The sequence below is a fragment of the Microcoleus sp. D3_18_C4 genome (assembly GCF_036702355.1).
GTDB lineage: Bacteria > Cyanobacteriota > Cyanobacteriia > Cyanobacteriales > Microcoleaceae > Microcoleus.
In genome coordinates this window covers 25,254-46,976 of record NZ_JAUBTF010000008.1, presented here as the reverse complement: position 1 = coordinate 46,976, position 21,723 = coordinate 25,254, and the positions used below count along the sequence as shown (strand labels likewise).

Below are 21,723 nucleotides of genomic sequence, written 5' to 3'. Positions count from 1 at the left end.
TTTTAGAGTAGCATCTCTGTTTTTGCAAGAATCCCGGCGAATAGAATTGGCGGCTATACAAACGATGTCCGCCTCCGCGGACTAAGAATGTTTTCAACCCGCGTCGGCGGGTTTTGTCTGTGTAGCTGCGATTTCCAATCGCCTGGTTTCCAATCGCCGGATTTCCAATCATTCACCATCCACCGCAACGCTATTGTTTTCTCCTATTACAGGCAACAAATGCTCGTGCAACTTCATCGCCTGCAAACAACTATTAATCCCAGAAACCGCCCGATCGTACTCTTGAATTTTCTGCTCATTCTCAGCTTGGCGCCGCAGATTCCTAGCAATCTTTTCCTCAGCCTCCTGTGCCAAAGTTTGCTCCAAATAATCGCGGGCTTGACTGTATTTCTGCAAAATATCATCAGCTTGCTTTTGGGCCAGCGGCAACAAATGCTCTTTCAGCGTTTGGTTGACAGTTTGGCGGAAAGTTTGCCGAATAGTTCTAGATACTTTCGGCTCGAAATCCAGCCGCAATAATTGCCGAATTGCCGGTTGGGCATCTACCATGTTTTCGCAGTCGAAACCTTGAGAAGTTTGCTGCAATGTTTCCCGGAATTGATAAATCGAAAACGTGCCTTCGTCGTAAAAACGGGGACTTTCTCGCACGTAGCGATCGCACTCAACTCCCGCCGCATTTACCAAAGCATCCGAAACCCGCTTTGATAACTCCTCTAACTGCTGTTCAATTCCCCCGTCGTTCCCCAACAACCGATAAAGTAATCGATAGTATTCAGACTTGCGAACGCTATCTTTCAAATACTGGAAATAATTATCAACCAGTGACTTAGTAGCCTCTACTAAAATATCTTCCAACTGATTCGCTAAATAGTAAAGTGCTTCAACTAAAACAGCAATTAAAGGTGCTGTCGCATTGCGGGGATGATTCCGCAAAGTGCGTCCGTAAGCCGCCTCAACAGAAAATCCATCTAACAATTCATCCAAGCGCCGGATCATCCGAGATTGCAATTGCCGAAAGTCTATATCGAAAATATCGCATCTGTTCATAATCATTTCATTGACTTCTTCGGCGATATGTTCCCGAAAATCCTGTCCGACTTGCTGCAATTCTTGATTTAGCCGCAAAAGTTCCTGTGCTTTCATCGCTTCAATTTCGCGGGGCTGGCTGTCCAAGTTCCGCTGAATTGTTTGATAATGTTTCCGCAGTTGAATGCACAAGTCTTCTAAATCGTCAGCTAGATTTTTGAACAGTTGCGGGCGTTTTTCTTCGGTGAGGTAACGGGTGATGGCTGTGCGAAAATCTTCGATACCGCTATCTTGAATTAATTGAGCAATTAATGGTTGACCTTGTTCTGCCAGAATCCGCACGTAGTTTTCATTGGGTGTTTCGTAGCTGTTAACTGAAATGCGAAATTTGCTCGGAGATAGCTTGCCGGAATTCGCACAGTATCGGTTAAACTCGCTGACAAATTGCGGTGTTTCTTCACTAATACCGATAAATTCTGAATCTAATTTATCATCTACAGAAACTCGCCCTTGACTGCTGGCAAAGATTGTATTTAAACCAAAGCGATCGCGCCCTGTTGTCCCTCGAATCAAACTCCCGTAAAATCCCAACAATCCGCTAGTTTTGTAAACTCTCGCAGTATCCCGAAAGTCGGAATTAATCAGATTGTCTAAGCGCTGTCGCAGTTGCGTGTTGTACCAAGTTTCGTCAATGCGGTTGAAAATGTAAAACAGCCGATCGCGAATTCCCGGATTTCCTCGTGTCTTTTCCATCAACTCGGTTTCTTCCGTCGTCATTTCCCCAGACGAAGCCGCTTTCAAAACGCAGACAACTGCCGAAGTATCCGGGCTTTCAATTTTATCATAAGTCAATTCTGCATCCCGCTGCACCGGTGCATCAATTCCCGGCGTATCGATAATAATATTGCCATCTTGCAGTAAGGGATGATAACAGTAATATTCAACTCGCTTGAGTACAGCACTGTTACTACCGCGACGGGCATAGCTAGCAGCTTCCTTGAGATTGGAAAAGTTAAACTGTTCCATCGAGTAGGTAGCGTTTTCGAGAGTTTGGATGCGATCGCGATTTGCCTCAAAACCTTCTAACAGCAGCATCAAAGCCTTAGCTTTTTTGGCTAGTTCCGATTTATTTTCGCCGCCTTCCGTTTCAATAATTATGTTACATCCCTGAGACAACAGCGACACTACATCTCTTTGATTAATATTAAGTTCAGTAGCCAAACCTAATTGATGGCAAAGCACAGAAGCTTGCTGGCTAATCTCAAACTCGCTCAAAAAAGTGAGAACTACGCGCTCTTTTTCCGGCTCAGCAAAGGCGATATAACATTCCGTACCTGTCGCGTGTCCCTCTGCACTGTAGAGCAATTCCCGCTCCAACAAGGCATTAATTAACATAGATTTGCCCGCACTGAAAGCGCCAGCAAACACAATTTCAAACTCAGGAGAAATTGCCTTTTTCAGAGAAGCTTGTACCGCCGTGATATCTTGTTGTCGCAAAGACGATTCCTGACGCAGCAGTTGCACTAAAGAATCAACTTGCTCTTGCAGACTGGTGCATTGAGGGGGCATTTGAGTCATGGCGGCAGACTGCTCCTGATTGTGGGAAAATTACCTTATTGTTAATTCTCTGCTAGTTCAGGAATAATCACAACAGTAATTTTACTTATGGGATTCAGGATTGCTGAAAGTGCGATCCTCTTCGAGGGCTGCGCTAACGGCTATTCTGGCGACAAATCATATCGTTTACGGTTGTTTCGGAGTTATTAAACCGCAGAGGCCGCAGAGGGCGCAGAGGAAGACCAGAGAGAGATGAATAATTCCGATACCAACGGATTTGTTATTATCTATTTACCGCCAAGTGGTTAAATCTGATATGTCAGTAAAATTTAGCCAAGCATCTCCTAATTTTTCGTACACTATTAGTAGTAAGGCGCGCATTATTGCGCCCCTACAAAATTAAACTAGCGCATTGCGTACTCTAAATTAAACCGATAAATCCTGACGCGGTTTAAAAGACTCAACCTGCCGCAACTTTTCGTATAATTCCCGTTCCTCTTCACTAATTTCTTTGGGAATTAACACCTGAATTTCTACCAATTGATCGCCCCGATCGCCATTTCCCGTCGGATAGCCCTTGTTAGCCAGCCGCAACCGCTTTCCAGACGTTACTCCCGGTGGCAATTTCATCTTTACCAAGCCGTCCAGCGTCGGTACTTCAATATCTCCGCCTAACACCGCTTCGCTGGGAGTCAGTGGCAATTCGCAGCAAACATCCGACATTTCCAATCGAAAAAATGAATGGGGAGAAACCGTGATTTTCAAATATAAATCCCCGCCGCCCATACCTTGATTTCGCAAGCGAATCCGCTGGCCTGATACCATAGCAGGAGGCAGATTCACCTCGATCGCTCGCCCATCTTCCAGACGAATTCGCTCAGTACCACCCGAATAAGCCCTTTCCAAAGGCAGAGTTAGCCTGGCCTCGATGTCTCTTCTCGTTTCGCGATCGACTGTTTCTCTAATTTCCCGTCGCATTTCGCGATCGGCTATATCCCTTCTGATTTCGCGATCGACTGTTTCCCGTCGCATTTCGCGATCGACTGTTTCCCGTCGCATCTCGCGATCGTCTGTTTCTCGTCGCATTTCGCGATCGTCTGTTTCTCGTCGCGTTTCGCGATCGTCGAAATCCCTTCTAGGTGGGCGAGAATTAGCAACATAACTCGTTTTCTTAGAAGCCGTACTCCACGGTTCAGAGGAGGCGACTCCCGCTGCATCATTCGCTGTCGCCATCCTCACTTCCCGGCGCCTTCCGAGCACTTGGTCGAGAAATTTATTAAAATCAGAGTAATCACTAAAATCTACATCTTCTGTCGGTTTTTTGCGGGTAGTTTTACTGTTTCCCCAAGTTTTGAAATTGGGAAGTCGCACCCCTTGCTTTCCTTGAAATCCTTTTTGTTTCCAGAATTTACTAAACTGATCGTATTGAGCGCGCTTGTCAATATCGGAAAGAATATCATAAGCTTCATTAATATCCTTAAACCTATCTTCAGCAGATTTGTCCCCTGGATTTACGTCAGGGTGCAACTGTCTGGCTAGCCGTCGATAGGCTTTTTTTATCTCATCAGCCGTGGCCTCTTTGGGCACTCCCAAAATTAGATAGTAATTACGAAAATTCTGCATAATTAGTCATTAGTCATTAGTTATTAGTCATTAGTTATTAATTATTAGTCATTAGTCATTAGTCATGCTGCTTCCCTGCTTCAAACTAGGGACTAATGACTAGGGACTAATGACTAACCACTAATTACAGCCAATCGTCGTCATCATCCCAATCGTCGCTTTGATTTTGATAAGGGCGAGTGGGGCGATTAGCACTGCTTCTACGATCGCCCATACGATCGCCCATGCGATCGCCCATGCGATCGCCCATACGATCGCCCATGCGATCTCCCATGCGATCTCCCATGCGATCATAGGGGCGATCGGGAATTGGATCGACAGTCGATCGCCTGTACGGCTTAGCATTGGTATAATAGCTGCTGTCATCGCTGCGTCGCTTGGTACTGTCGCCTGTAAAAGTCCGCTTCACAGACTCAAAGAAATCATCATCATCGTCATCATCAGCAAAAGCTGAAACTTCTCGGCTCAAATCGTAAAGAGCATCTTGCAAATCCGAACCAACTTGGTCAACTCCCCGCTCATCATTGCGTTCCAAACTGTCTCGCAATTCCCGAATTAAAGTTTCAATTCGCTGGCGGCTTCTTTGAGCAAACTGCATTCCGCGATCGAGTGCAACTTCCCGCAACTGTCGCTCGGCTTGATAAGCTAAAGCTTCAGCGCGATTGCGTTTTTCCACCTTTTCGCGCTGCAACTTATCAGCTTGAGCAAACTGTTCCGCATCGCGAATCATTTGATTCACTTCCTGCTGAGTCAACGTCGAAGCACCTTGCACAGTAATGCTTTGTTCCCTGCCAGTAGTTTTGTCCAAAGCAGTCACCAACAGCATCCCGTTAGCATCAATATCAAAAGCTACTTGCACCTGCGGAATCCCTCGCGGTGCCGGCGGAATTCCAGTTAGTTTAAACCGTCCCAAAGACTTATTATCTCTGCCTAATTCCCGTTCCCCTTGGATTACGTGAATTTCTACCACAGTTTGGTTGTTTTCAGCAGTCGAAAAAATGTCCGATCGCCTGACGGGAATAGTAGTATTGCGAGGAATCAATTTTTTCATCACCCCGCCGATAGTTTCCAAACCCAGCGACAGCGGCGTCACATCCAACAGCAGCACATCGCGGACATCGCCACCCAAAATCCCCGCTTGAATTGCCGCACCCACCGCCACAACTTCATCGGGATTCACATTTTGATTCGGTTCTCGATCGATCAAACTGCGAACAACTTCCTGCACCAAAGGAATGCGAGTCGAACCGCCGACCAACACAACTTCATCAATGCGAGAAGGACTCAAACTTGCATCAGCCAAAGCTTGTTTGACTGGCCGCCGCAACCGCTGCACCAAATCTGTGCACAGCCCCTCAAATTGACCGCGAGTCAGCCGCGTTTCCAGATGCAAAGGCCCGTCTTCGTTGGCATCGATAAACGGCAAATTAATCTCGGTGACACCGACTCCCGACAGCTCAATCTTGGCTTTTTCTGCCGCTTCGATCAAGCGCTGCAAAGCTTGCCGGTTGCGTCGCAAATCAATTCCTTCTTTTTCTAAGAATTGATCGGCCAACCAATCCACAATTTTGGAGTCAAAATCATTGCCACCTAATTGAGTGTCGCCGCTAGTTGCTTTGACTTCAAATACTCCGTCTCCCACGTCTAAAATCGACACATCAAAAGTACCGCCGCCCAAATCAAACACTAAAATAGTTTGACTTTCTCGCCTCTCCAAACCGTAAGCCAAAGAAGCAGCCGTCGGCTCATTTAAAATCCGCTTGACATCAAGTCCGGCAATTCGTCCCGCATCGCGCGTCGCCTGTCGCTGCGAGTCATTGAAATAAGCGGGAACAGTAATTACAGCCCCCGTCACCTCTTGTCCCAGATAGCGGCTGGCTTCATCGGCCAGTTTCCGCAAAACCATCGCCGAAATTTCCTCTGGGGCAAAATCTTTTTTCAGGCGGGGACACTTGATTTTGATGTTCCCGTTTTCGTCGCGGCGAGTTGTGTAAGGGACGCGCTTTGATTCTGGAGTCAGTTCGGTATATTTGCGTCCGATGTACCGCTTGACGGCGTAAAACGTGTTTTGCGGGTTGAGAACAGTCTGGCGTCGGGCCATCTGTCCCACCAGGCGTTCTCCTTCCTTTGTGAAAGCGACTACCGAGGGAGTTGTCCGCATCCCTTCTGCATTGGCAATCACAACCGGTTTGCCGCCTTCCATGACGGCTACTACTGAGTTTGTTGTTCCGAGGTCAATGCCAACTACTTTACCCATGCGTCTGTTGTCTCCTGTGGCGTTGTGTGTAACTTTTTCAATATAAGCGTTAAGTATGATTGCACTTATTGTACCGCGTCGAGAAGCGGGGGCTGCAGGGGGATTGCCTCACCTGCGGTTCAGGTTGCTGGGGTTGGCTGGGTGCGATCGATCCACTGGTGGATCGGCGAGATCCTGCGAGAAGTAGGAGTGTCAACTTGGGAAAGCAGTGTATGTTCATCTTTTGACAGCCAAAAAAATTTCAGAATAGATTAACTAATGCGTTTTGCTAAACTAAAAGCAGCTAGCAGGATTGTTGAGTAAACAGGAACATACAAATATGACTGTCAACTCTGTTCAAAATTCAGAATCTTCTCAAGAACACTCGATCGTTGACGTGCAACAGACAAGCTGCTGCATTGTCGGAGGTGGGCCTGCAGGTGCTGTTTTAGCCTTACTTTTAGCGAGGCAAAACATTCCAGTCATCCTGCTAGAACTACACAAAGATTTCGATCGAGAATTTCGCGGCGATACGCTGCATCCGTCTGTAATGGAAATTATGGAGCAATTGGGTTTAGCAGAAAAATTGCTGCAATTGCCCCATACAAAAATGCACAAACTCACCATCCAAGCTGCTGGAAATACCGCCACACTCGTAGATTTAGCCTGTCTTAAAACCAAGTATCCTTACATCACTATCCTTCCCCAAGTCAAGTTTCTCGAATTCATCACTGCCGAAGCGCAGCGCTACCCCAGTTTTCAGCTAGTAATGGGAGCTAATGCACAAGAAATGATCGTAGAAAATGGGGTTGTGTGCGGAATTCGATACCGGGGACGCGGGGGATATCATGCAGTGCGATCGACCCTCACAGTCGGTGCAGACGGTCGCTTTTCCCGCCTGCGCCAATTAGCAGGTTTTGAACCGATTAAAACTTCCCCGCCGATGGATGTCCTTTGGTTTCGTTTGCCGCGCAGGGCCGATGATGTCCAAGATTTTGGCGTGGGAGGTCGAGCGGTTGGAGGTCATTTATTAGTCATGATTGACCGCTTGGATTATTGGCAACTCGGTTACATTATTCTGAAAGGCAGCTATCAGAAATTGCGCGACTCAGGAATAGAAGCTTTGCAAAAATCTGTTGCTGAATTAGCACCAGAATTTGCGGATAGGGTCGAGCAACTGAAAGATTGGTCGCAAATTTCTTTCTTGTCGGTTGAATCGAGTCGCCTTCCCCGCTGGTATCGTCCCGGTTTGCTCTTAATTGGGGATGCCGCTCATGTCATGTCGCCTGTAGGCGGTGTGGGAATTAACTATGCTATTCAAGATGCTGTCGTCGCGGCTAATGTACTCAGCACCCCCCTGAAAAATAATCACTTGCATCTGTGGGATTTGGCAGAGGTGCAGCGACAGCGGGAGTTGCCCACACGCATTATTCAAGCATTTCAGTCGTTTGTACAGGAGCGAATTATTAAGGGGGCATTAGATACAAATCGACCGTTTACACCGCCACTTTTGTTGCAGTTACCAATTTTGCGAAATATTCCAGCGCGATTAATTGGTTTTGGATTAAACCGGGTTCGGGTGCGAAATCAATGAGATACACCAATCCTAAATATAGAGGTAGAATGACGCACGGGTGGTCAGAAATCGGGTTTTTTGACGAAAATCTTTCGCACTCACCCAGATATTCGGTAAAAAACCCGGTTTCTTTGGCATAGATGAGTAATTCCTGACCAGATTGAATTTCAGTACCAACTTAATGAGGCCAGAGTTATGCAAAGTATTAAAGTACGATCGCGCGTTGGTGCAGACAGAATTACTTGTTGAGAAATATTGTTTGCAGACTTAGAGGAAAACGATGATCGAACAACTGACCCCGCAACAAAAAGCCCTGATTCCAGTTTATCGAGAAAAATGGCGAAAAATTGCACTCTCTACTGAGCCGATCGAGCGCGAAGCAGCAGCAAAATCCGTAAGATTTGCCTATGCAGCCCTCGGCTATAAAGAGCCGCAGATAATAATCTGTGATAGCCCCCGTGCAGCTTTCGATCGCATCTTCATCCCAATTTTTGAAAGCTGCCAAAAATCTCCATCTGGAAGAAATATCAAACAGGAAATAACCGCAGTTTTAGGCCATGATCTGACATACAAAATGCTGAGTCAAATAGTGACCAGAAAAGAGGAGTTTTTTTTTCTCTGCTGAATACAGAGGTATATAGATTTCTAAGATACCAATTGGTAGACTATTTTAACCTGCTGCTGTGGTCAGCATTTGGCAGTTTAGAAAGATGTATCAATTTTCGCAGGCAAATCACCGGAATTTATACATGGCACGAAAGATGGCGTAAATTCGATAGGTTTGCCAGACACCAACACAATGACATCAATAAATTTTTTTTTGCATCGATATCTCGCGGCGCGTTAAGTGATTTCTATATTTCAGTATTAAACGGCGATCGCGATCCAGTTAAATGGAGAGCATTTCAGTTGCTAGTTGCCAACTGTGGGTGGATTTATCCTTTTGAAAAGACTTGTATTGTGTGCGATCGCCCCCGCATCCTCTCCTTCGACAGTGAACACCGCCTCCACGCCGAAGGAGGGCCCGCCATTCAATTTGCTGACGGCTACAGCCTCTATGCTTATCACGGCGTCACCTTACCCGAAAAATACGGCAAAATCCATCCGAACGAATGGCGATCGGAATGGCTTTTAGAGGAAGAAAATACCGAATTAAAGAAATTCCTAATTCAAACAATTGGTGATAACTAAGATCTGGCATCAATAGTTATAATTTCAGTTAAAACTTCCATTGCTCTCCCTATCAAAAACACCTACGTAAATAAAACTATGAAATTTACCCTAGATGTAGAAAACAACCCCACAGGCTGGCCAGACCACACTCAGCTACCCGAATCAGACGGTACTTTTGTGAAAAGTTTCCAAGAACATCCCCAAAGCATTCTGTTAACAGATTCAATTACTCCCGTTTTGCAAAGAATCCACGCTGACGGTAACTATTGCATCGGTCAAGACAGCGGCATTTACTGGCGATTAACTGAGCCGCTAGAACGGGGTGCGGAAGCACCGGACTGGTTTTATGTGCCTAATGTTCCGCCAACAATTGACGGTCAATTGCGCCGTTCTTATGTGATGTGGCAAGAATTTGTAGCACCGTTAATTGTGTTAGAGTTTGTATTGGGCAATGGTGATGAAGAACGGGACAGAACGCCTTTATTGCGATCGGGTCAACAGGAAACTAAGCCGGGTAAATTCTGGATTTATGAAAATGTCATCCATCCGGCATTTTACGGAATTTATGAAGTAACAAAGGCTAGTGTTGAAGTCTATCACCTGATCGAAGATAGGTATCAATTAGTTGCTGCAAATGAGCGCGGTCATTATCCCATTGAACCGTTAGGAGTGGAATTGGGAATTTGGCAAGGAATGTATCAAAATGTGGAATTACCTTGGTTGCGCTGGTGGGATAGTGAAGGGAATCTGTTGTTATCTGGATCTGAAAGAGCAGAACAAGAGCGGCAAAGAGCCGATCGCGCCGCAGACCAATTAGAGCAATTGCGCGCTCAGTTGCGAGGGGCTGGAATTGAACCAGAATTGTGAATTGTCTGAAAATGCGATCGCCTCCATACCCACCGATCGCACCTAAAAACTTTACAATGGCGATCGGGAACATCGATCGCTCCTATTGAAGCTAAAATCAAACAACAACCCAAAATAAATCTATGGGACTCTTTGACAAGATTCGCGGCGAATTTGTCGATATCATCGAATGGTTGGACAATACCAGCGATACCATTGCCTATCGATTTGAGCGCCACCAAAACGAAATTAAACAAGGTGCTAAACTAACTGTACGGCCCGGACAAATAGCAGTCTTTGTCAGCGAAGGTCAAGTTGCCGATGTATTCGCTCCGGGAATGCACGAACTGTACACCCGCAATTTACCCGTTCTGAGTACCTTAAAAGGTTGGCCCTACGGTTTCAACTCTCCCTTTAAAGCAGAAGTCTACTTTTTTAACACCAAAATATTTACCAACCTGAGATGGGGAACCTCTAACCCTGTAATTATCCGCGATCCAGAACTCGGCCCAGTGAGAATGCGGGCTTTTGGCACATACAACATTAAAGTTTCCCATCCAGAACAACTCTTAAAACAACTAATCAGCACTGACGGACTATTTCAAGTAGATGAAATCACCGATCAACTCCGCAATACAATAGTCAGTGCCTTTGCCAATTGGGTTGGCAATTCCCGCGTTCCCCTGCTGGACTTTGCAGCAAACTACACGCAGATGGGTGAACAGGTACGAGTTGCCATAGAGCCAAGTATCCAGCAGTTTGGGTTAGAATTAACTCAGATATTAATTGAAAATATCTCGATGCCGCCTGAAGTTGAAGAAGCACTCGACAAACGAGCCTCTATCGGACTTCTGGGAAATATGCAGCAATATACCCAATATCAAGCTGCTAACGCCATAGAAGCATCAGCAAATAACCCCAGCGGCGGCAATCAAGCATTAGAATTGGGCATGGGAATGGCACTAGGTCAGCAAATGACCAATATGATGCAGCCGCCAGCATCGCAAACACCGCCGCCACCTCCTCCGCCAACACAACATCAGTGGTATATTGCCCAGAACGGTCAACAATCAGGCCCTTTTGGATTGGAGCAACTTTTGCAAAATGGTTTGACACATCAGGTAATGGTGTGGCGTGCGGGTTTTGACGGCTGGAAGTTAGCATCGCAAGTGCCGGAATTAGCATCTTTGTTGGCGACAGTACCGCCGCCTCCCCCGCCAGCAGCAGCCTAAATTTTTGTTTGCATATTTAGTTAATTGGTAATTGGTAATTAATCTGCTTTCCCGATTACCAATTACCAATTACATCACCAATAAACTATTATGAATACTTCTGAAACTGCTGTTAAACGTTTTCCCTGTCCTAGCTGCGGGGCTTATTTAGAGTTCAACCCCCAAGCAGGAAAGCTCAAGTGTGCTTACTGCGGCTGGGAAGATGCAATTCCCCAAACTGCTGAAGAGGTAAAGGAGAACTCTTACGAACAATATCTCCAAGTCGATCGCACGGCGCTGGCAACTTTATCAACAACAGCCGTTGAAGTAAAATGCAATGATTGCGGAGCAAGTGTTACTTTTGAACCGCCGAAAGTAGCGGGTAAATGTCCATTTTGTGCTTCTCCAATTGTGACGCAACCTGCAAAGGCTAGCCCTAGCGTGCATCCAGAGGGAATTGTTCCTTTTGAAGTTACTGATAAACAGGCCAGAGAAAGCATTCAGAAGTGGCTAAGCAACCGCTGGTTTGCTCCTTCTGCTTTGAAATCCCTAGCCCAACAGGAGCAAATTCAAGGCGTTTATTTGCCGTTTTGGACTTACGACACTTATACAGTGAGTTATTATCAAGGTTCTCGCGGAGAACACTACTATGTGACTGAAACTTATACAGAAAAAAACTCCCAAGGCGAAACTGAAACTAAAACTCGCGAAGTGCAACATACTAGGTGGTGGCCTGCTTCTGGCAGAGTCGATCGCTCTTTTGATGATATTCTGATTCCCGCTACAAGTTCAGTCGATCGCCCGCGTCTGGATGCGTTAGAACCTTGGCATCTCAAGGAGTCGCTGCGCCCTTACAATTCATCTTATTTAGCTGGGTTTGAAGCACAGCGATCGCAAGTTTCTCTCACTCAAGGATTTGAATCTGCTAAAAATGTCATGGCCTCTACTATTCACTTCGACGTTTGTAGGAATATTGGTGGCGACGAGCAGCGGGTTCACAGCATTTCTACTGATTACAATGCTATCACTTTTAAGCATATTTTGCTACCTGTGTGGCTGTGTGCCTATCGTTATCAAAACCAACGATATCAAGTAATGGTTAATGCTCGCACCGCTGAAGTTCAAGGCGAGCGTCCCTACAGTGTTTGGAAGATTACTGCTGCTGTGGTTAGCGGTGTCGTCCTTGCGGGTGTTATGTACCTCTTGTTTACTGGTAATTGGAAATATATCCGTGTTCCCGGTTTGCCTCAACCCCAACCCCAACCAACTTCCTTACCTGTACCCAGCCAAAAATTACCGCCAGCGCCTGTTCCCTCTACCGCACCTGTACCCAGCCAAAAATTACCGCCAGCGCCTGTTCCTTCTACCGCACCACCGAATAAAAAATTACCGCCAGCGCCTGTTCCCTCTTCACTGTAGCAATTCTGGATGGAGCAATCATCGGAGGCGGCGGAGGCATCGTCGTCGGTGGAGTAGTCGCGATCGATGTCAGTAAAATTAACTCAATTATTATTTGCTCCGAATCAATAAATTTAATGTAAATCTGCCTTAAGGAGTACACAACAGTGTTTGTACGTGTATTTTTTAAAACACCTAAATTAAAGAGAAAAAAATCTCTTTAATTTAGGTGTTGCTTTAAGGATAGATTATGAGTACAGTCGATTTAATTGTACTGAGGATTTTAATTAAAACCAATAATATTTTTAGAAGAAATAGACTAAATACGAAGTATCGACATTTAAAAACACGTTCAAAAACTGCACCTTATAGCATATCAAAGATACAAAGAAAGCAAAACTTTGTATATGTATTGTATCAAAAATTTAAACAAATCTTTAATAATTAGTACAATAAACGAAGTTTTTATAACATAATTTGAGGATAAATTGTATGAATCAAAATCAAATTAAGTGGCTGGCCGCAGCTCTAATGCTAATAGACCACATCGGATTTATGCTTGAAGCAGAACCCATGCGTATCATCGGCCGCCTCAGTTTTCCGTTGTTTAGTTGGGTATTTGCTCAAAACTGGAAACGACCGGGGGACAAAAATCCTCTAATTACTCGACTGATATTATTTGGGGTACTTTCTCAAATACCTCATATGTTACTTTTTGGCAATTTACAGTTAAACATCATGTTTAGCTTTGCCGTAGCAGCACTAACTTTGAGCTACATCCGACGCTTCGATCGCAAAATTGCAGTTTTAAGCACAGGTCTAGTAACTGCTCAAATTTTAGGAGTGAGTTACGGCTGGTATGCAGTGGCTTGCCCGCTATTGATGATTAGGTGGAAAGGAGGAGGATCTCGCCTTTGGTGGTTCCGCTGGACTATAGCAAATATCGCATATGCAATTAGTTGCAAAAGCTGGATTCAAATTTTCGCCCTATTCACACCGCTAGTTCTGGCATACTACGATAGCTCTAAAGACAAAAAACCCACGGCTATAGAAAAAAGATTTTTCTATTATTTTTACCCACTACACCTTGGGGGGCTAGCGGCACTGCGAACAATTGTCTAAATAAGACTGCGGATTCTAATTAGTTCATTGTTGATTTTTTATTTAAGCGAAGTACAACCGCGTCTCTGAGCGATCGCCCCCAGAAGAGCGCGATCGCTTTCTAAACTGTATTGCCAACATTCAATTGACCGAGGCGCTTCAAAATACTCAGCACACTGTACAAATCATTCCCCGGATTGAAAAGGTAAAACTTCCGAGAAAAAGCGTACTGTGCTGTTTCCCGCTTAACTAATTTGACAAATAGAAAATCTGCCCCATTCATTAACAATCCGTAAGTAGGTCGATCGCTATTCAGATTAGCTAACATATAAGCTAGTAACTGCGGGATGCCTACCTCCAAAGAAAACGCCGCTTTCTTAGATTCAATAACTACTACCCACAACTCCTGAAACAAAGCCAAAACATCCAACTGTCCACTGACAATCATTCCTTCATCTTCGTCCACAATTTCTACAGATTTTTCGGAAGTAACATGAAAAGGAGCCAGATAAAAATCAGCTAAGTCCAAAAACGGAGACAGCACAACCATTTTGACTGTATTTTCTAGAAGTGGGGGACGTTTGAGCAAATTCCTGTAACTTGCTTTCACTCGGTCTAATCGTTGTTTTTCATAATCGCTGATTTCTGGCAAATCATCTTGCCACTCGCGAAAGAATTGGTCATCCTCAACCCACTCTATTTTGAAGTTGGTTTCCAAATCGTTCAGCGCGACATTTCTAGCGTGAATTGTTTCTACCATAAAATTAAGCAATTCATCCAAATCTGCTGTTGATTTATGATAGCAATAATTGCTAAATTTCCGTTGATACTGAAGTATTGCGTCTTTTAAAACAGGACATCGCTGAATGCTGAATAACGATATTGCCCGCAGTTCCCTTAGTCCGGCAGGGGTTTAAACCCCTGCCTCAAAGCAAAAGTCCTCTGAAAGAGGACTAATGTATTCTTCAGTCCTCTTTCAGAGGACTTGCGCTATGAGACAGGGAATTCATTCCCTGGCGGACTGTGGGACTGAGAGAGGGCTCGCCGCATCCACCTTCCCCATTTCCCAAAAAAATGTAACGAGTTGTAAAGTATAATTAAACCGAAGCGAACACAGAGGCCAAGTAGTATCAAATGCGAGTTGCGATCGCCGGAGCAGGCTTAGCAGGACTTTCCTGCGCTAAATATCTTACCGACGCGGGCCACACCCCCATCCTCCTAGAAAGTCGGGACGTACTCGGCGGCAAAGTAGCCGCCTGGAAAGATGCAGATGGCGACTGGTACGAAACCGGCCTCCACATCTTCTTCGGTGCATACCCGAATATGCTCCAACTCTTCAAAGAACTTGACATTGAAGACCGGCTGCAATGGAAAGAACACTCGATGATTTTCAATCAGCCGGAAACCCCCGGAACCTATTCCCGCTTTGACTTTCCCGACCTTCCGGCCCCCTTCAACGGCGTCGCAGCCATCTTGAGCAACAACGATATGCTCACCTGGCCCGAAAAAATCCGCTTCGGTATAGGTTTGATTCCGGCGATGCTTCAGGGTCAAAACTATGTCGAAGCAATGGACAAATACTCGTTTTCCGACTGGCTGAAAAAGCAAAACGTCCCCCCCAGAGTCGAAAAAGAAGTATTCATCGCCATGTCCAAGGCGCTCAACTTCATTGACCCCCACGAAATATCCGCAACCATACTGCTGACAGCCCTCAACCGCTTCTTGCAAGAGAAAAATGGCTCGAAAATGGCCTTTTTAGACGGTTCCCCCACAGAGAGGTTGTGTCAGCCGATGGTAGACTACATAACTGAGCGCGGCGGCGAAGTACGGCTGAATGCACCCATCAAAGAGTTTTTGCTCAACGATGACAACACGGTGCGCGGCTTCCAGATTCGGGGAGTAAAAGGGGCAGAGTCAGAAATTCTGACGGCCGATATTTATGTTTCCGCGATGCCGGTTGACCCGCTGAAGTTGATGATGCCGAAACCTTGGGGCGAAATGGATTATTTCAAACAGCTCGAAGGCTTGGAGGGAGTACCCGTCATTAATGTACACTTGTGGTTCGATCGCAAATTAACTGACATCGACCATTTGCTGTTCTCGCGATCGCCCCTGCTGAGCGTCTACGCCGACATGAGCAACACCTGCCGCGAATATGCCAACCCAGACAAATCAATGCTGGAACTGGTTTTAGCACCGGCAAAAGACTGGATAGGCAAGTCTGACGAAGATATCGTCGCAGCCACAATGGTCGAGTTAGAAAAACTCTTTCCCGATCAAATCCCAGAACCCGCCAAACTGCTCAAATATCACGTAGTCAAAACCCCACGTTCCGTCTACAAAGCCACTCCCGGACGCCAGCAGTGCCGTCCCACACAAACAACTCCCATTAGCAATTTCTATCTAACGGGGGATTATACGATGCAGCGTTATCTTGCGAGTATGGAAGGTGCCGTGCTTTCTGGTAAGCTGACAGCGCAGGCTATTTCAACGGCCAATAACCAATGAAAAATTAAGAATTTTTCATAAAGACGTAAAAAATCTCCCGTTTTCTAAACGGGGGAAAATCAGTTCTAATCTTTAAATTTCTTATTCTCGGATGCTGCAACTGTCAAAACTCCAGTGCATGAGAACTCTGGCCTCTGTTGATGACTCCTACGAACTGTGCCGCCAAGTCACGGCGAGTTATGCCAAAAATTTTTATTTAGGCACTCAACTCATGCCCGAAGCGAAGCGTCGGGCGATTTGGGCGATTTATGTCTGGTGCCGCCGCACCGACGAACTCGTAGACGGGCCGGGTTCTGATGCAACGACCCCTGAAACCCTCAATCTGTGGGAAAAACGCCTAGAATCTGTGTTTGCCGGCCATCCTCACGACGACTACGACGTAGCTTTGGTGGATACGCTGTCTCGTTTCCCGATCGACATTGGGCCGTTTCGAGAGATGATTGCGGGCCAGCAAATGGACTTGTACCGCAGCCGCTACGAAACTTTTGAAGAGCTCAATCTTTACTGTTATCGAGTAGCGGGTACTGTCGGACTGATGTCGATGTCTGTCATGGGTGTGGACGAGTCGAATCCGGCTGCTAACTGGAATTGGCACTGGGGCAATAAAATTCCCAAAGAAGAAGCCATCTCCCTCGGTATTGCCAAGCAGTTGACTAATATTCTGCGCGATGTCGGAGAAGACGCCCGCCGCGGCCGTATTTACATTCCCTTAGAAGACTTAGCCTTGTTTAACTACACCGAAGAAGATTTATTCAATGGTGTAATTGACAACCGCTGGCGGGAATTGATGCGGTTTCAAATTCAGCGAGCTCGCAAATTATACGCCAGCGCCGAACCGGGAATTAAAGTGCTCAGTCCCGATATCCGCTGGACAGTTTGGGCGGCTACAATGCTGTACAGCAGGATCTTAAATGCGATCGAACGCAATCAATATGATGTGTTTCAGAAGCGGGCTTATGTTACCAATTCTCAGAAACTGCTGTGTCTCCCCGCCGCTTGGATGAAGTCAAAAGTGCTTTAACCGCAGGCAATTTTGCTGGCGATTCGGCAACGGGTAAGGGGTATTTGTCAAGTTACAAATTATATGATGTCCAGCAAATTGCATATTAGGTTTTTGGGGACAGGGCAGTGCCGTGTCCCTACCTGTTGTGTGTTAATTGGAGTCAATCGATTTTAGATTTTAGATTTTAGATTTTAGAGGCGACCCCACGGATAAATGCGGGGGCTTGAGGATTTTCGATTTTCGATTTGGGATTGATTCCACCGATAAATCACGTGGCGGGTACCATCAAGAAATTCTTGGTCAAAGTGGCGGTGTAGCGGGTAAAATTTTCAATTGGGCGATCGAACTTTCCAACAATTGCTTTTCCTGCTGGAGTTTTGCTTCTAAATTTTGAATTTGTTCTCGGCGGGCTTCAACTTCTATCAAGCGGCGAGACAATTCTTGACTCTGCAAAGTGAGAGATTGCCTCCAATCTTCTACTTTTTGGGCTTCTTGCTGCAAAAAATCGGGAGTAAAACCTGTTGTTAAATATTTCTCTACTAATTGTAGTACCCAGTTTGTAGCTGCTTGAATATCCAAAACCTGGCTATTTTGGTCAACATTTGCTAATACTAAAATCCCTGCATTTAAAACATTAGTTGCAGAGTTAATTGGATTGTGAGCAAAATCTTTCTGTAATGTCAAGAAACTTTCTTCACTAAGAATAGCCCAAGTATCATCAGAATTTTGGCAAGCCAGCAATTGCAGACTTATCTCGCCTAAATTTTCCTGATTTTGTACTTTGGCTAAATATAACATGAGGGTTATTAGTAATTGGTAAGTGGTAATTGGGTATTAATTATTGGTTATTAGTTATTTGTTGTAGGATTTGCGAGATCGTAGGGGCGGGTTTTACAAACAATCTATGCCTGAAACTAACTATCTCGTAAACCCGCCCCGGCCACAGTCAACAGTCAACTCTTAAAACAACTTTAGCCGATCGCGCCTGTGGTGCGTGAGAGTCAATATTTTCCTTGGGATTCCCAGATTTTTCGCCCTCACGCAGCCTACCAATTGACTAAAAACAGTCAACAGTTAACAGTCAGCAGTCAACAGTCAACAGTCAACAGTTAACAGTCAACAGTCAACAGTCAACTATTAAAACAACTTTAGCCGATCGCGCAAAATCTCCGCTTGTTTTTCGGCTTCCGCCAAAGCATCCCTCGCCCCCTGAACAACATCAGGAGTAGCCTTATCCACAAACTTCTGATTAGTCAAACGCGCCGCAGTATGCTTAATTTCAGCTTCCACTTTGCTCAACTTCTTTTCTAATTTAGCACGCAAAGCCGCCAAATCGACCACCCCAGCCAGAGGAATCAATACTTGCACAGTACCGACAACCCCAGCAATTGTCTGGCCCAAATCTGTATCCAAACTAGCAGTTACAGTCAGATTTTCGACTTTTGCCAAATCCTGAATGTAAACGCCTCCATCTGAGATTATTTGGCGTTCTTTCTCGTTTTCGCTTTGCAAAATCGCCGTCACCTTCACACTGGGTTTGATATCAGAATCAGCCCGCAAATTGCGAATAGTGCGAATTGTACCGAACAACAACTCAAACTGCTGTTCCAAATCAGCATCAATGAGTGATGCGTTTGCTTCAGGATAAGCTTGCAAAGCCAAACATTGATCATCACCTGTTTGAGTCAGAGTGTGCCAAATCTCCTCAGTAATGTGCGGCATAAAAGGATGCAGTAGTTTCAGAATCCCTTCCAGCACAAAAGCAAAAGTTTGCTGTGCCACTTTCTTAGAATTTGGTTCAGCATCCTGTTGCAGGCGAGACTTGACTAACTCAATATACCAGTCACAGAAATCGCCCCAAATAAACTCATAAAGTCCCTTCGCCGCTTCCCCCAAACCGTAATTTTCCAAACAATTACGGCTTTGTTGCACAACTTGATAATAGCGAGAAAGAATCCAGCGATCGCACAATTCTAACCCTTCTTCTATCCCTCCCTCGGTAAGGGGTGGTTGGGGGGGGTGAGGAATTCCCAATTGTTGCGGAGTCTGACCCTCCAAATTCATCATCACAAACCTGGCCGCATTCCACAACTTATTCGTGAAGTTCCGCGAAGCTTCCACCGATTTCGATTCATCAGTTTTGCGATCGTACTCCATGCGAATATTTTGACCTGCCCCTACCACTTCCTTAACCAAGGTGTAGCGCAAAGCATCAGTACCGTACTTACCAATCAACAGCAGCGGATCGATACCGTTATTTTTACTCTTAGACATTTTCTGACCGTTTTCATCCAACACCAAACCGTGAATGTAAACAGTATCAAAAGGCATCTTTTCAGTAAAATGTCCTGCCATCATCGTCATTCTAGCAACCCAGAAAAAGATGATATCAAAACCTGTTACCAAAGTAGTTGTCGGATAGTAAAACTCCAAATCTTTAGTTTCGTCCGGCCATCCCAAAGTTGAGAAAGGCCACAAACCGGACGAAAACCAAGTATCCAATACGTCTGGATCTCTTGCTAACTGCACGTCCTTACCAAATTTAGCCGTTGCTTTTTCCCTAGCTTCAGCTTCAGTTTTCGCAACTATAAAAGGTGTTGTATCAGTAATTTCTCCTTGAGTTTCGCTAACAGCATACCAAGCCGGGATTTGGTGTCCCCACCACAATTGTCTGGAGATACACCAATCCTTTAGCTTCACTAACCAATCGCGATAAACCTTTGTCCATCTTTCAGGAACAAAGACTGGTGAATTATTTTGGTCTAATGCTTCTAAAGCCCGTTGAGAAAGAGGATCTATCTTCACAAACCATTGCGTAGATATCAACGGTTCGACCGCAACTTTGCCACGTTCGCTGTAGGGAACAGTATGCTTATAATCTTCTATTTTAACCAAAACCCCGTCAGTTTCTAACCGCTTTACCACATTTTTTCTGGCAACAAATCGGTCTTGTCCTTGGAACTCTCCGGCATTTTCATTTAAAGTGCCGTCCTTATTCATGATGTTAATAAACGGCAAATTGTGACGCTTACCCATCTCGAAGTCATTCGGATCGTGGGCGGGTGTCACCTTGACACAACCAGTTCCGAAAGTCGGATCGACAAACTCATCAGCAATGATTGGGATTTCGCGATTTACGATCGGCAAAGTGACAGTTTTACCGATAAGATGCTTGTAGCGATCGTCCTGTGGATTCACAGCCACCCCAGTATCGCCCAACATCGTTTCCGGCCGAGTCGTCGCCACCTCCAAATAACCAGAACCGTCCGTCAAAGGATAGCGGAAATGCCACAAGTGGCCCTCAACTTCCTGCTGGTCTACCTCCAAATCCGACACAGCAGACTGACTCGCCGGACACCAATTCACCAGGTAATTACCGCGATAAATCAGCCCCTCATCGTACAGGCGGACAAACGCTTCTAAAACCGCAGCGGATAAGCCTTCATCCATCGTAAAGCGTTCGCGCGACCAATCGACAGACACGCCCAAACTGCGTAATTGATTAGTAATAGTATTGCCCGATTCAGCTTTCCACTCCCAGGCCCGTTCCAAGAATTTTTCTCGGCCTAAATCGTGGCGAGTTTTGCCTTCTGCTTTGAGTTGCTTTTCGAGAATAGTTTGAACTGCGATGCTAGCATGATCCGTTCCCGGCAACCACAGGGTATTGCGTCCAGTCATGCGGTGATAGCGGACGAGGACATCAATCAGCGTCTCTTCAAAAGCGTGTCCCATGTGGAGACTGCCGGTGACGTTGGGCGGCGGGATGACGACGCAGTAAGGTTCGCCGCCGGCTTCTGGGTCAGCTTTGAAGGTTTGATGATCTTCCCAGTATTTTTGCCATTTGGCTTCGGTGGCTTGGGGGTCGTATTGCGGGGGTAGGTTTGCGGTCATTGGCGAGAGGGTGCAGGTTTTATATATAAGATTGTGCCACAGCGGGGGGAAGAGAAGAGGTTTGAACCACATCCGCGTCAGAGGCAGAGGGAAGAGCGATATTCAACGCGGGGCGAGTTTACGTTAAAATGAAGGTAAAATTAAAAGGTTTGATGGCATTATGAATGTAGCAGCACTTCGACATCAAATCGATCGATGGCTCGATCGACTCTCTCCAGAACATCTGGCATTAGTTGCGAGTTTTATAGAGTTTCTAAGCCAAAAGCAACGTCAGGGAGTAATCATTTCGCAAAATAATCTGCCAGAGGTTTTCTCAGCAGAAATCCAAGAGATGCCTCCTGCTAATTCTTTTAGTATTCCAGAACCCTCAGAAATTGACGGAGAGGGCCAATCTAAAGCAGCGCTTCTACAAGATTTTCGGCAAGCTTGGCACGAAGCCATGACTGGGCAAACCATTTCGGTTGCTCAAATGTGGGAAGGAATTGAAGAGGTTTCGACATCTTCAGTGGTAAAATCCTTTTAATATCTTATTTGACAGAAATCCCTAATCCACAACCCGCCTTCTCTGGGAGAA

16 protein-coding genes are annotated in these 21,723 nt (G+C 45.6%); 10 read left to right on the top strand and 6 right to left on the bottom strand.

What is annotated here, in order from left to right; all coding sequences use genetic code 11:
• Nucleotides 1-168: 168 nt before the first annotated feature.
• From QUA90_RS05925 to dnaK, 3 genes are all read right to left on the bottom strand, one after another.
• Entirely contained in the window at nucleotides 169-2,604 is a 2,436-nt protein-coding gene (locus QUA90_RS05925; protein WP_333444350.1) for a dynamin-like GTPase family protein, read from the bottom strand.
• A 405-nt stretch (nucleotides 2,605-3,009) separates the two neighbouring features.
• Nucleotides 3,010-4,206, bottom strand: a complete 1,197-nt coding sequence (locus QUA90_RS05920) for a J domain-containing protein (RefSeq protein ID WP_333444349.1) — start codon at nucleotides 4,204-4,206, stop codon at nucleotides 3,010-3,012.
• 124 nt (nucleotides 4,207-4,330) lie between these two features.
• A complete protein-coding gene (dnaK, locus tag QUA90_RS05915) occupies nucleotides 4,331-6,463 on the bottom strand; it encodes a molecular chaperone DnaK (protein WP_333444347.1) in 2,133 nt (710 codons plus the stop codon).
• Nucleotides 6,464-6,782: 319 nt separating this feature from the next.
• Here dnaK and QUA90_RS05910 point away from each other — a divergent pair, with 319 nt between their 5' ends.
• From QUA90_RS05910 to QUA90_RS05880, 7 genes are all read left to right on the top strand, one after another.
• A complete protein-coding gene (locus QUA90_RS05910) occupies nucleotides 6,783-8,036 on the top strand; it encodes an FAD-dependent oxidoreductase (protein WP_333388497.1) in 1,254 nt (417 codons plus the stop codon).
• Between the two features lie 262 nt (nucleotides 8,037-8,298).
• Entirely contained in the window at nucleotides 8,299-8,643 is a 345-nt protein-coding gene (locus tag QUA90_RS05905; protein WP_333388500.1) for a hypothetical protein, read from the top strand.
• A gap of 32 nt (nucleotides 8,644-8,675) precedes the next feature.
• Nucleotides 8,676-9,209 carry a DUF6745 domain-containing protein gene (locus tag QUA90_RS30410; RefSeq protein ID WP_445300092.1) on the top strand — a complete coding sequence of 178 codons (534 nt, stop codon included), beginning with the start codon at nucleotides 8,676-8,678 and terminating at the stop codon, nucleotides 9,207-9,209.
• A gap of 78 nt (nucleotides 9,210-9,287) precedes the next feature.
• Nucleotides 9,288-10,058, top strand: coding sequence for a Uma2 family endonuclease (locus tag QUA90_RS05895; protein WP_333388502.1), 771 nt, complete (start codon nucleotides 9,288-9,290; stop codon nucleotides 10,056-10,058).
• Nucleotides 10,059-10,180: 122 nt separating this feature from the next.
• On the top strand, nucleotides 10,181-11,269 hold the full coding sequence (locus QUA90_RS05890; RefSeq protein ID WP_333329931.1) for an SPFH domain-containing protein: 1,089 nt from the start codon (nucleotides 10,181-10,183) through the stop codon (nucleotides 11,267-11,269).
• Nucleotides 11,270-11,359: 90 nt separating this feature from the next.
• The gene (locus tag QUA90_RS05885) at nucleotides 11,360-12,667 is read left to right on the top strand and encodes a hypothetical protein (protein ID WP_333388509.1); all 1,308 of its coding nucleotides are present in this window, start codon (nucleotides 11,360-11,362) and stop codon (nucleotides 12,665-12,667) included.
• Between the two features lie 471 nt (nucleotides 12,668-13,138).
• Nucleotides 13,139-13,768, top strand: a complete 630-nt coding sequence (locus tag QUA90_RS05880; protein WP_333329935.1) for a TraX family protein — start codon at nucleotides 13,139-13,141, stop codon at nucleotides 13,766-13,768.
• A gap of 100 nt (nucleotides 13,769-13,868) precedes the next feature.
• On the opposite strand, the gene QUA90_RS05875 is transcribed toward QUA90_RS05880, so the two are convergent.
• Nucleotides 13,869-14,507, bottom strand: a complete 639-nt coding sequence (locus QUA90_RS05875) for a restriction endonuclease subunit R (protein ID WP_333444344.1) — start codon at nucleotides 14,505-14,507, stop codon at nucleotides 13,869-13,871.
• A gap of 374 nt (nucleotides 14,508-14,881) precedes the next feature.
• Between QUA90_RS05875 and pds the strand changes: the two genes are divergently transcribed.
• Together pds and crtB are read left to right on the top strand one after the other, a co-directional pair.
• Nucleotides 14,882-16,255 carry a 15-cis-phytoene desaturase gene (gene pds / locus QUA90_RS05870; RefSeq protein ID WP_333444342.1) on the top strand — a complete coding sequence of 458 codons (1,374 nt, stop codon included), beginning with the start codon at nucleotides 14,882-14,884 and terminating at the stop codon, nucleotides 16,253-16,255.
• A gap of 91 nt (nucleotides 16,256-16,346) precedes the next feature.
• Nucleotides 16,347-17,276, top strand: a complete 930-nt coding sequence (crtB, locus tag QUA90_RS05865) for a 15-cis-phytoene synthase CrtB (protein WP_333083196.1) — start codon at nucleotides 16,347-16,349, stop codon at nucleotides 17,274-17,276.
• A 282-nt stretch (nucleotides 17,277-17,558) separates the two neighbouring features.
• On the opposite strand, the gene QUA90_RS05860 is transcribed toward crtB, so the two are convergent.
• Entirely contained in the window at nucleotides 17,559-18,056 is a 498-nt protein-coding gene (locus QUA90_RS05860) for a hypothetical protein (protein ID WP_333329941.1), read from the bottom strand.
• Between the two features lie 339 nt (nucleotides 18,057-18,395).
• Nucleotides 18,396-21,149: a valine--tRNA ligase gene (locus QUA90_RS05855; RefSeq protein ID WP_333444340.1), complete on the bottom strand. Its 2,754-nt coding sequence runs from the start codon at nucleotides 21,147-21,149 to the stop codon at nucleotides 18,396-18,398.
• Nucleotides 21,150-21,309: 160 nt separating this feature from the next.
• Here QUA90_RS05855 and QUA90_RS05850 point away from each other — a divergent pair, with 160 nt between their 5' ends.
• On the top strand, nucleotides 21,310-21,672 hold the full coding sequence (locus QUA90_RS05850) for a hypothetical protein (protein ID WP_333068154.1): 363 nt from the start codon (nucleotides 21,310-21,312) through the stop codon (nucleotides 21,670-21,672).
• The last annotated feature ends 51 nt before the right edge of the window (nucleotides 21,673-21,723 follow it).

Excerpts from the sequence above, each read along its gene's own strand:
- dnaK (WP_333444347.1), bottom strand. The coding sequence starts at position 6,463 with ATGGGTAAAGTAGTTGGCATTGACCTCGGAACAACAAACTCAGTAGTA.
- QUA90_RS05850 (WP_333068154.1), top strand. The coding sequence starts at position 21,310 with ATGAATGTAGCAGCACTTCGACATCAAATCGATCGATGGCTCGATCGA.
- QUA90_RS05920 (WP_333444349.1), bottom strand. The coding sequence starts at position 4,206 with ATGCAGAATTTTCGTAATTACTATCTAATTTTGGGAGTGCCCAAAGAG.
- QUA90_RS05885 (WP_333388509.1), top strand. The coding sequence starts at position 11,360 with ATGAATACTTCTGAAACTGCTGTTAAACGTTTTCCCTGTCCTAGCTGC.
- pds (WP_333444342.1), top strand. The coding sequence starts at position 14,882 with ATGCGAGTTGCGATCGCCGGAGCAGGCTTAGCAGGACTTTCCTGCGCT.
- QUA90_RS05925 (WP_333444350.1), bottom strand. The coding sequence starts at position 2,604 with ATGACTCAAATGCCCCCTCAATGCACCAGTCTGCAAGAGCAAGTTGAT.
- QUA90_RS05895 (WP_333388502.1), top strand. The coding sequence starts at position 9,288 with ATGAAATTTACCCTAGATGTAGAAAACAACCCCACAGGCTGGCCAGAC.
- QUA90_RS05875 (WP_333444344.1), bottom strand. The coding sequence starts at position 14,507 with ATGGTAGAAACAATTCACGCTAGAAATGTCGCGCTGAACGATTTGGAA.
- QUA90_RS05910 (WP_333388497.1), top strand. The coding sequence starts at position 6,783 with ATGACTGTCAACTCTGTTCAAAATTCAGAATCTTCTCAAGAACACTCG.
- QUA90_RS05905 (WP_333388500.1), top strand. The coding sequence starts at position 8,299 with ATGATCGAACAACTGACCCCGCAACAAAAAGCCCTGATTCCAGTTTAT.
- QUA90_RS05860 (WP_333329941.1), bottom strand. The coding sequence starts at position 18,056 with ATGTTATATTTAGCCAAAGTACAAAATCAGGAAAATTTAGGCGAGATA.
- crtB (WP_333083196.1), top strand. The coding sequence starts at position 16,347 with ATGCTGCAACTGTCAAAACTCCAGTGCATGAGAACTCTGGCCTCTGTT.
- QUA90_RS05880 (WP_333329935.1), top strand. The coding sequence starts at position 13,139 with ATGAATCAAAATCAAATTAAGTGGCTGGCCGCAGCTCTAATGCTAATA.
- QUA90_RS05890 (WP_333329931.1), top strand. The coding sequence starts at position 10,181 with ATGGGACTCTTTGACAAGATTCGCGGCGAATTTGTCGATATCATCGAA.
- QUA90_RS05855 (WP_333444340.1), bottom strand. The coding sequence starts at position 21,149 with ATGACCGCAAACCTACCCCCGCAATACGACCCCCAAGCCACCGAAGCC.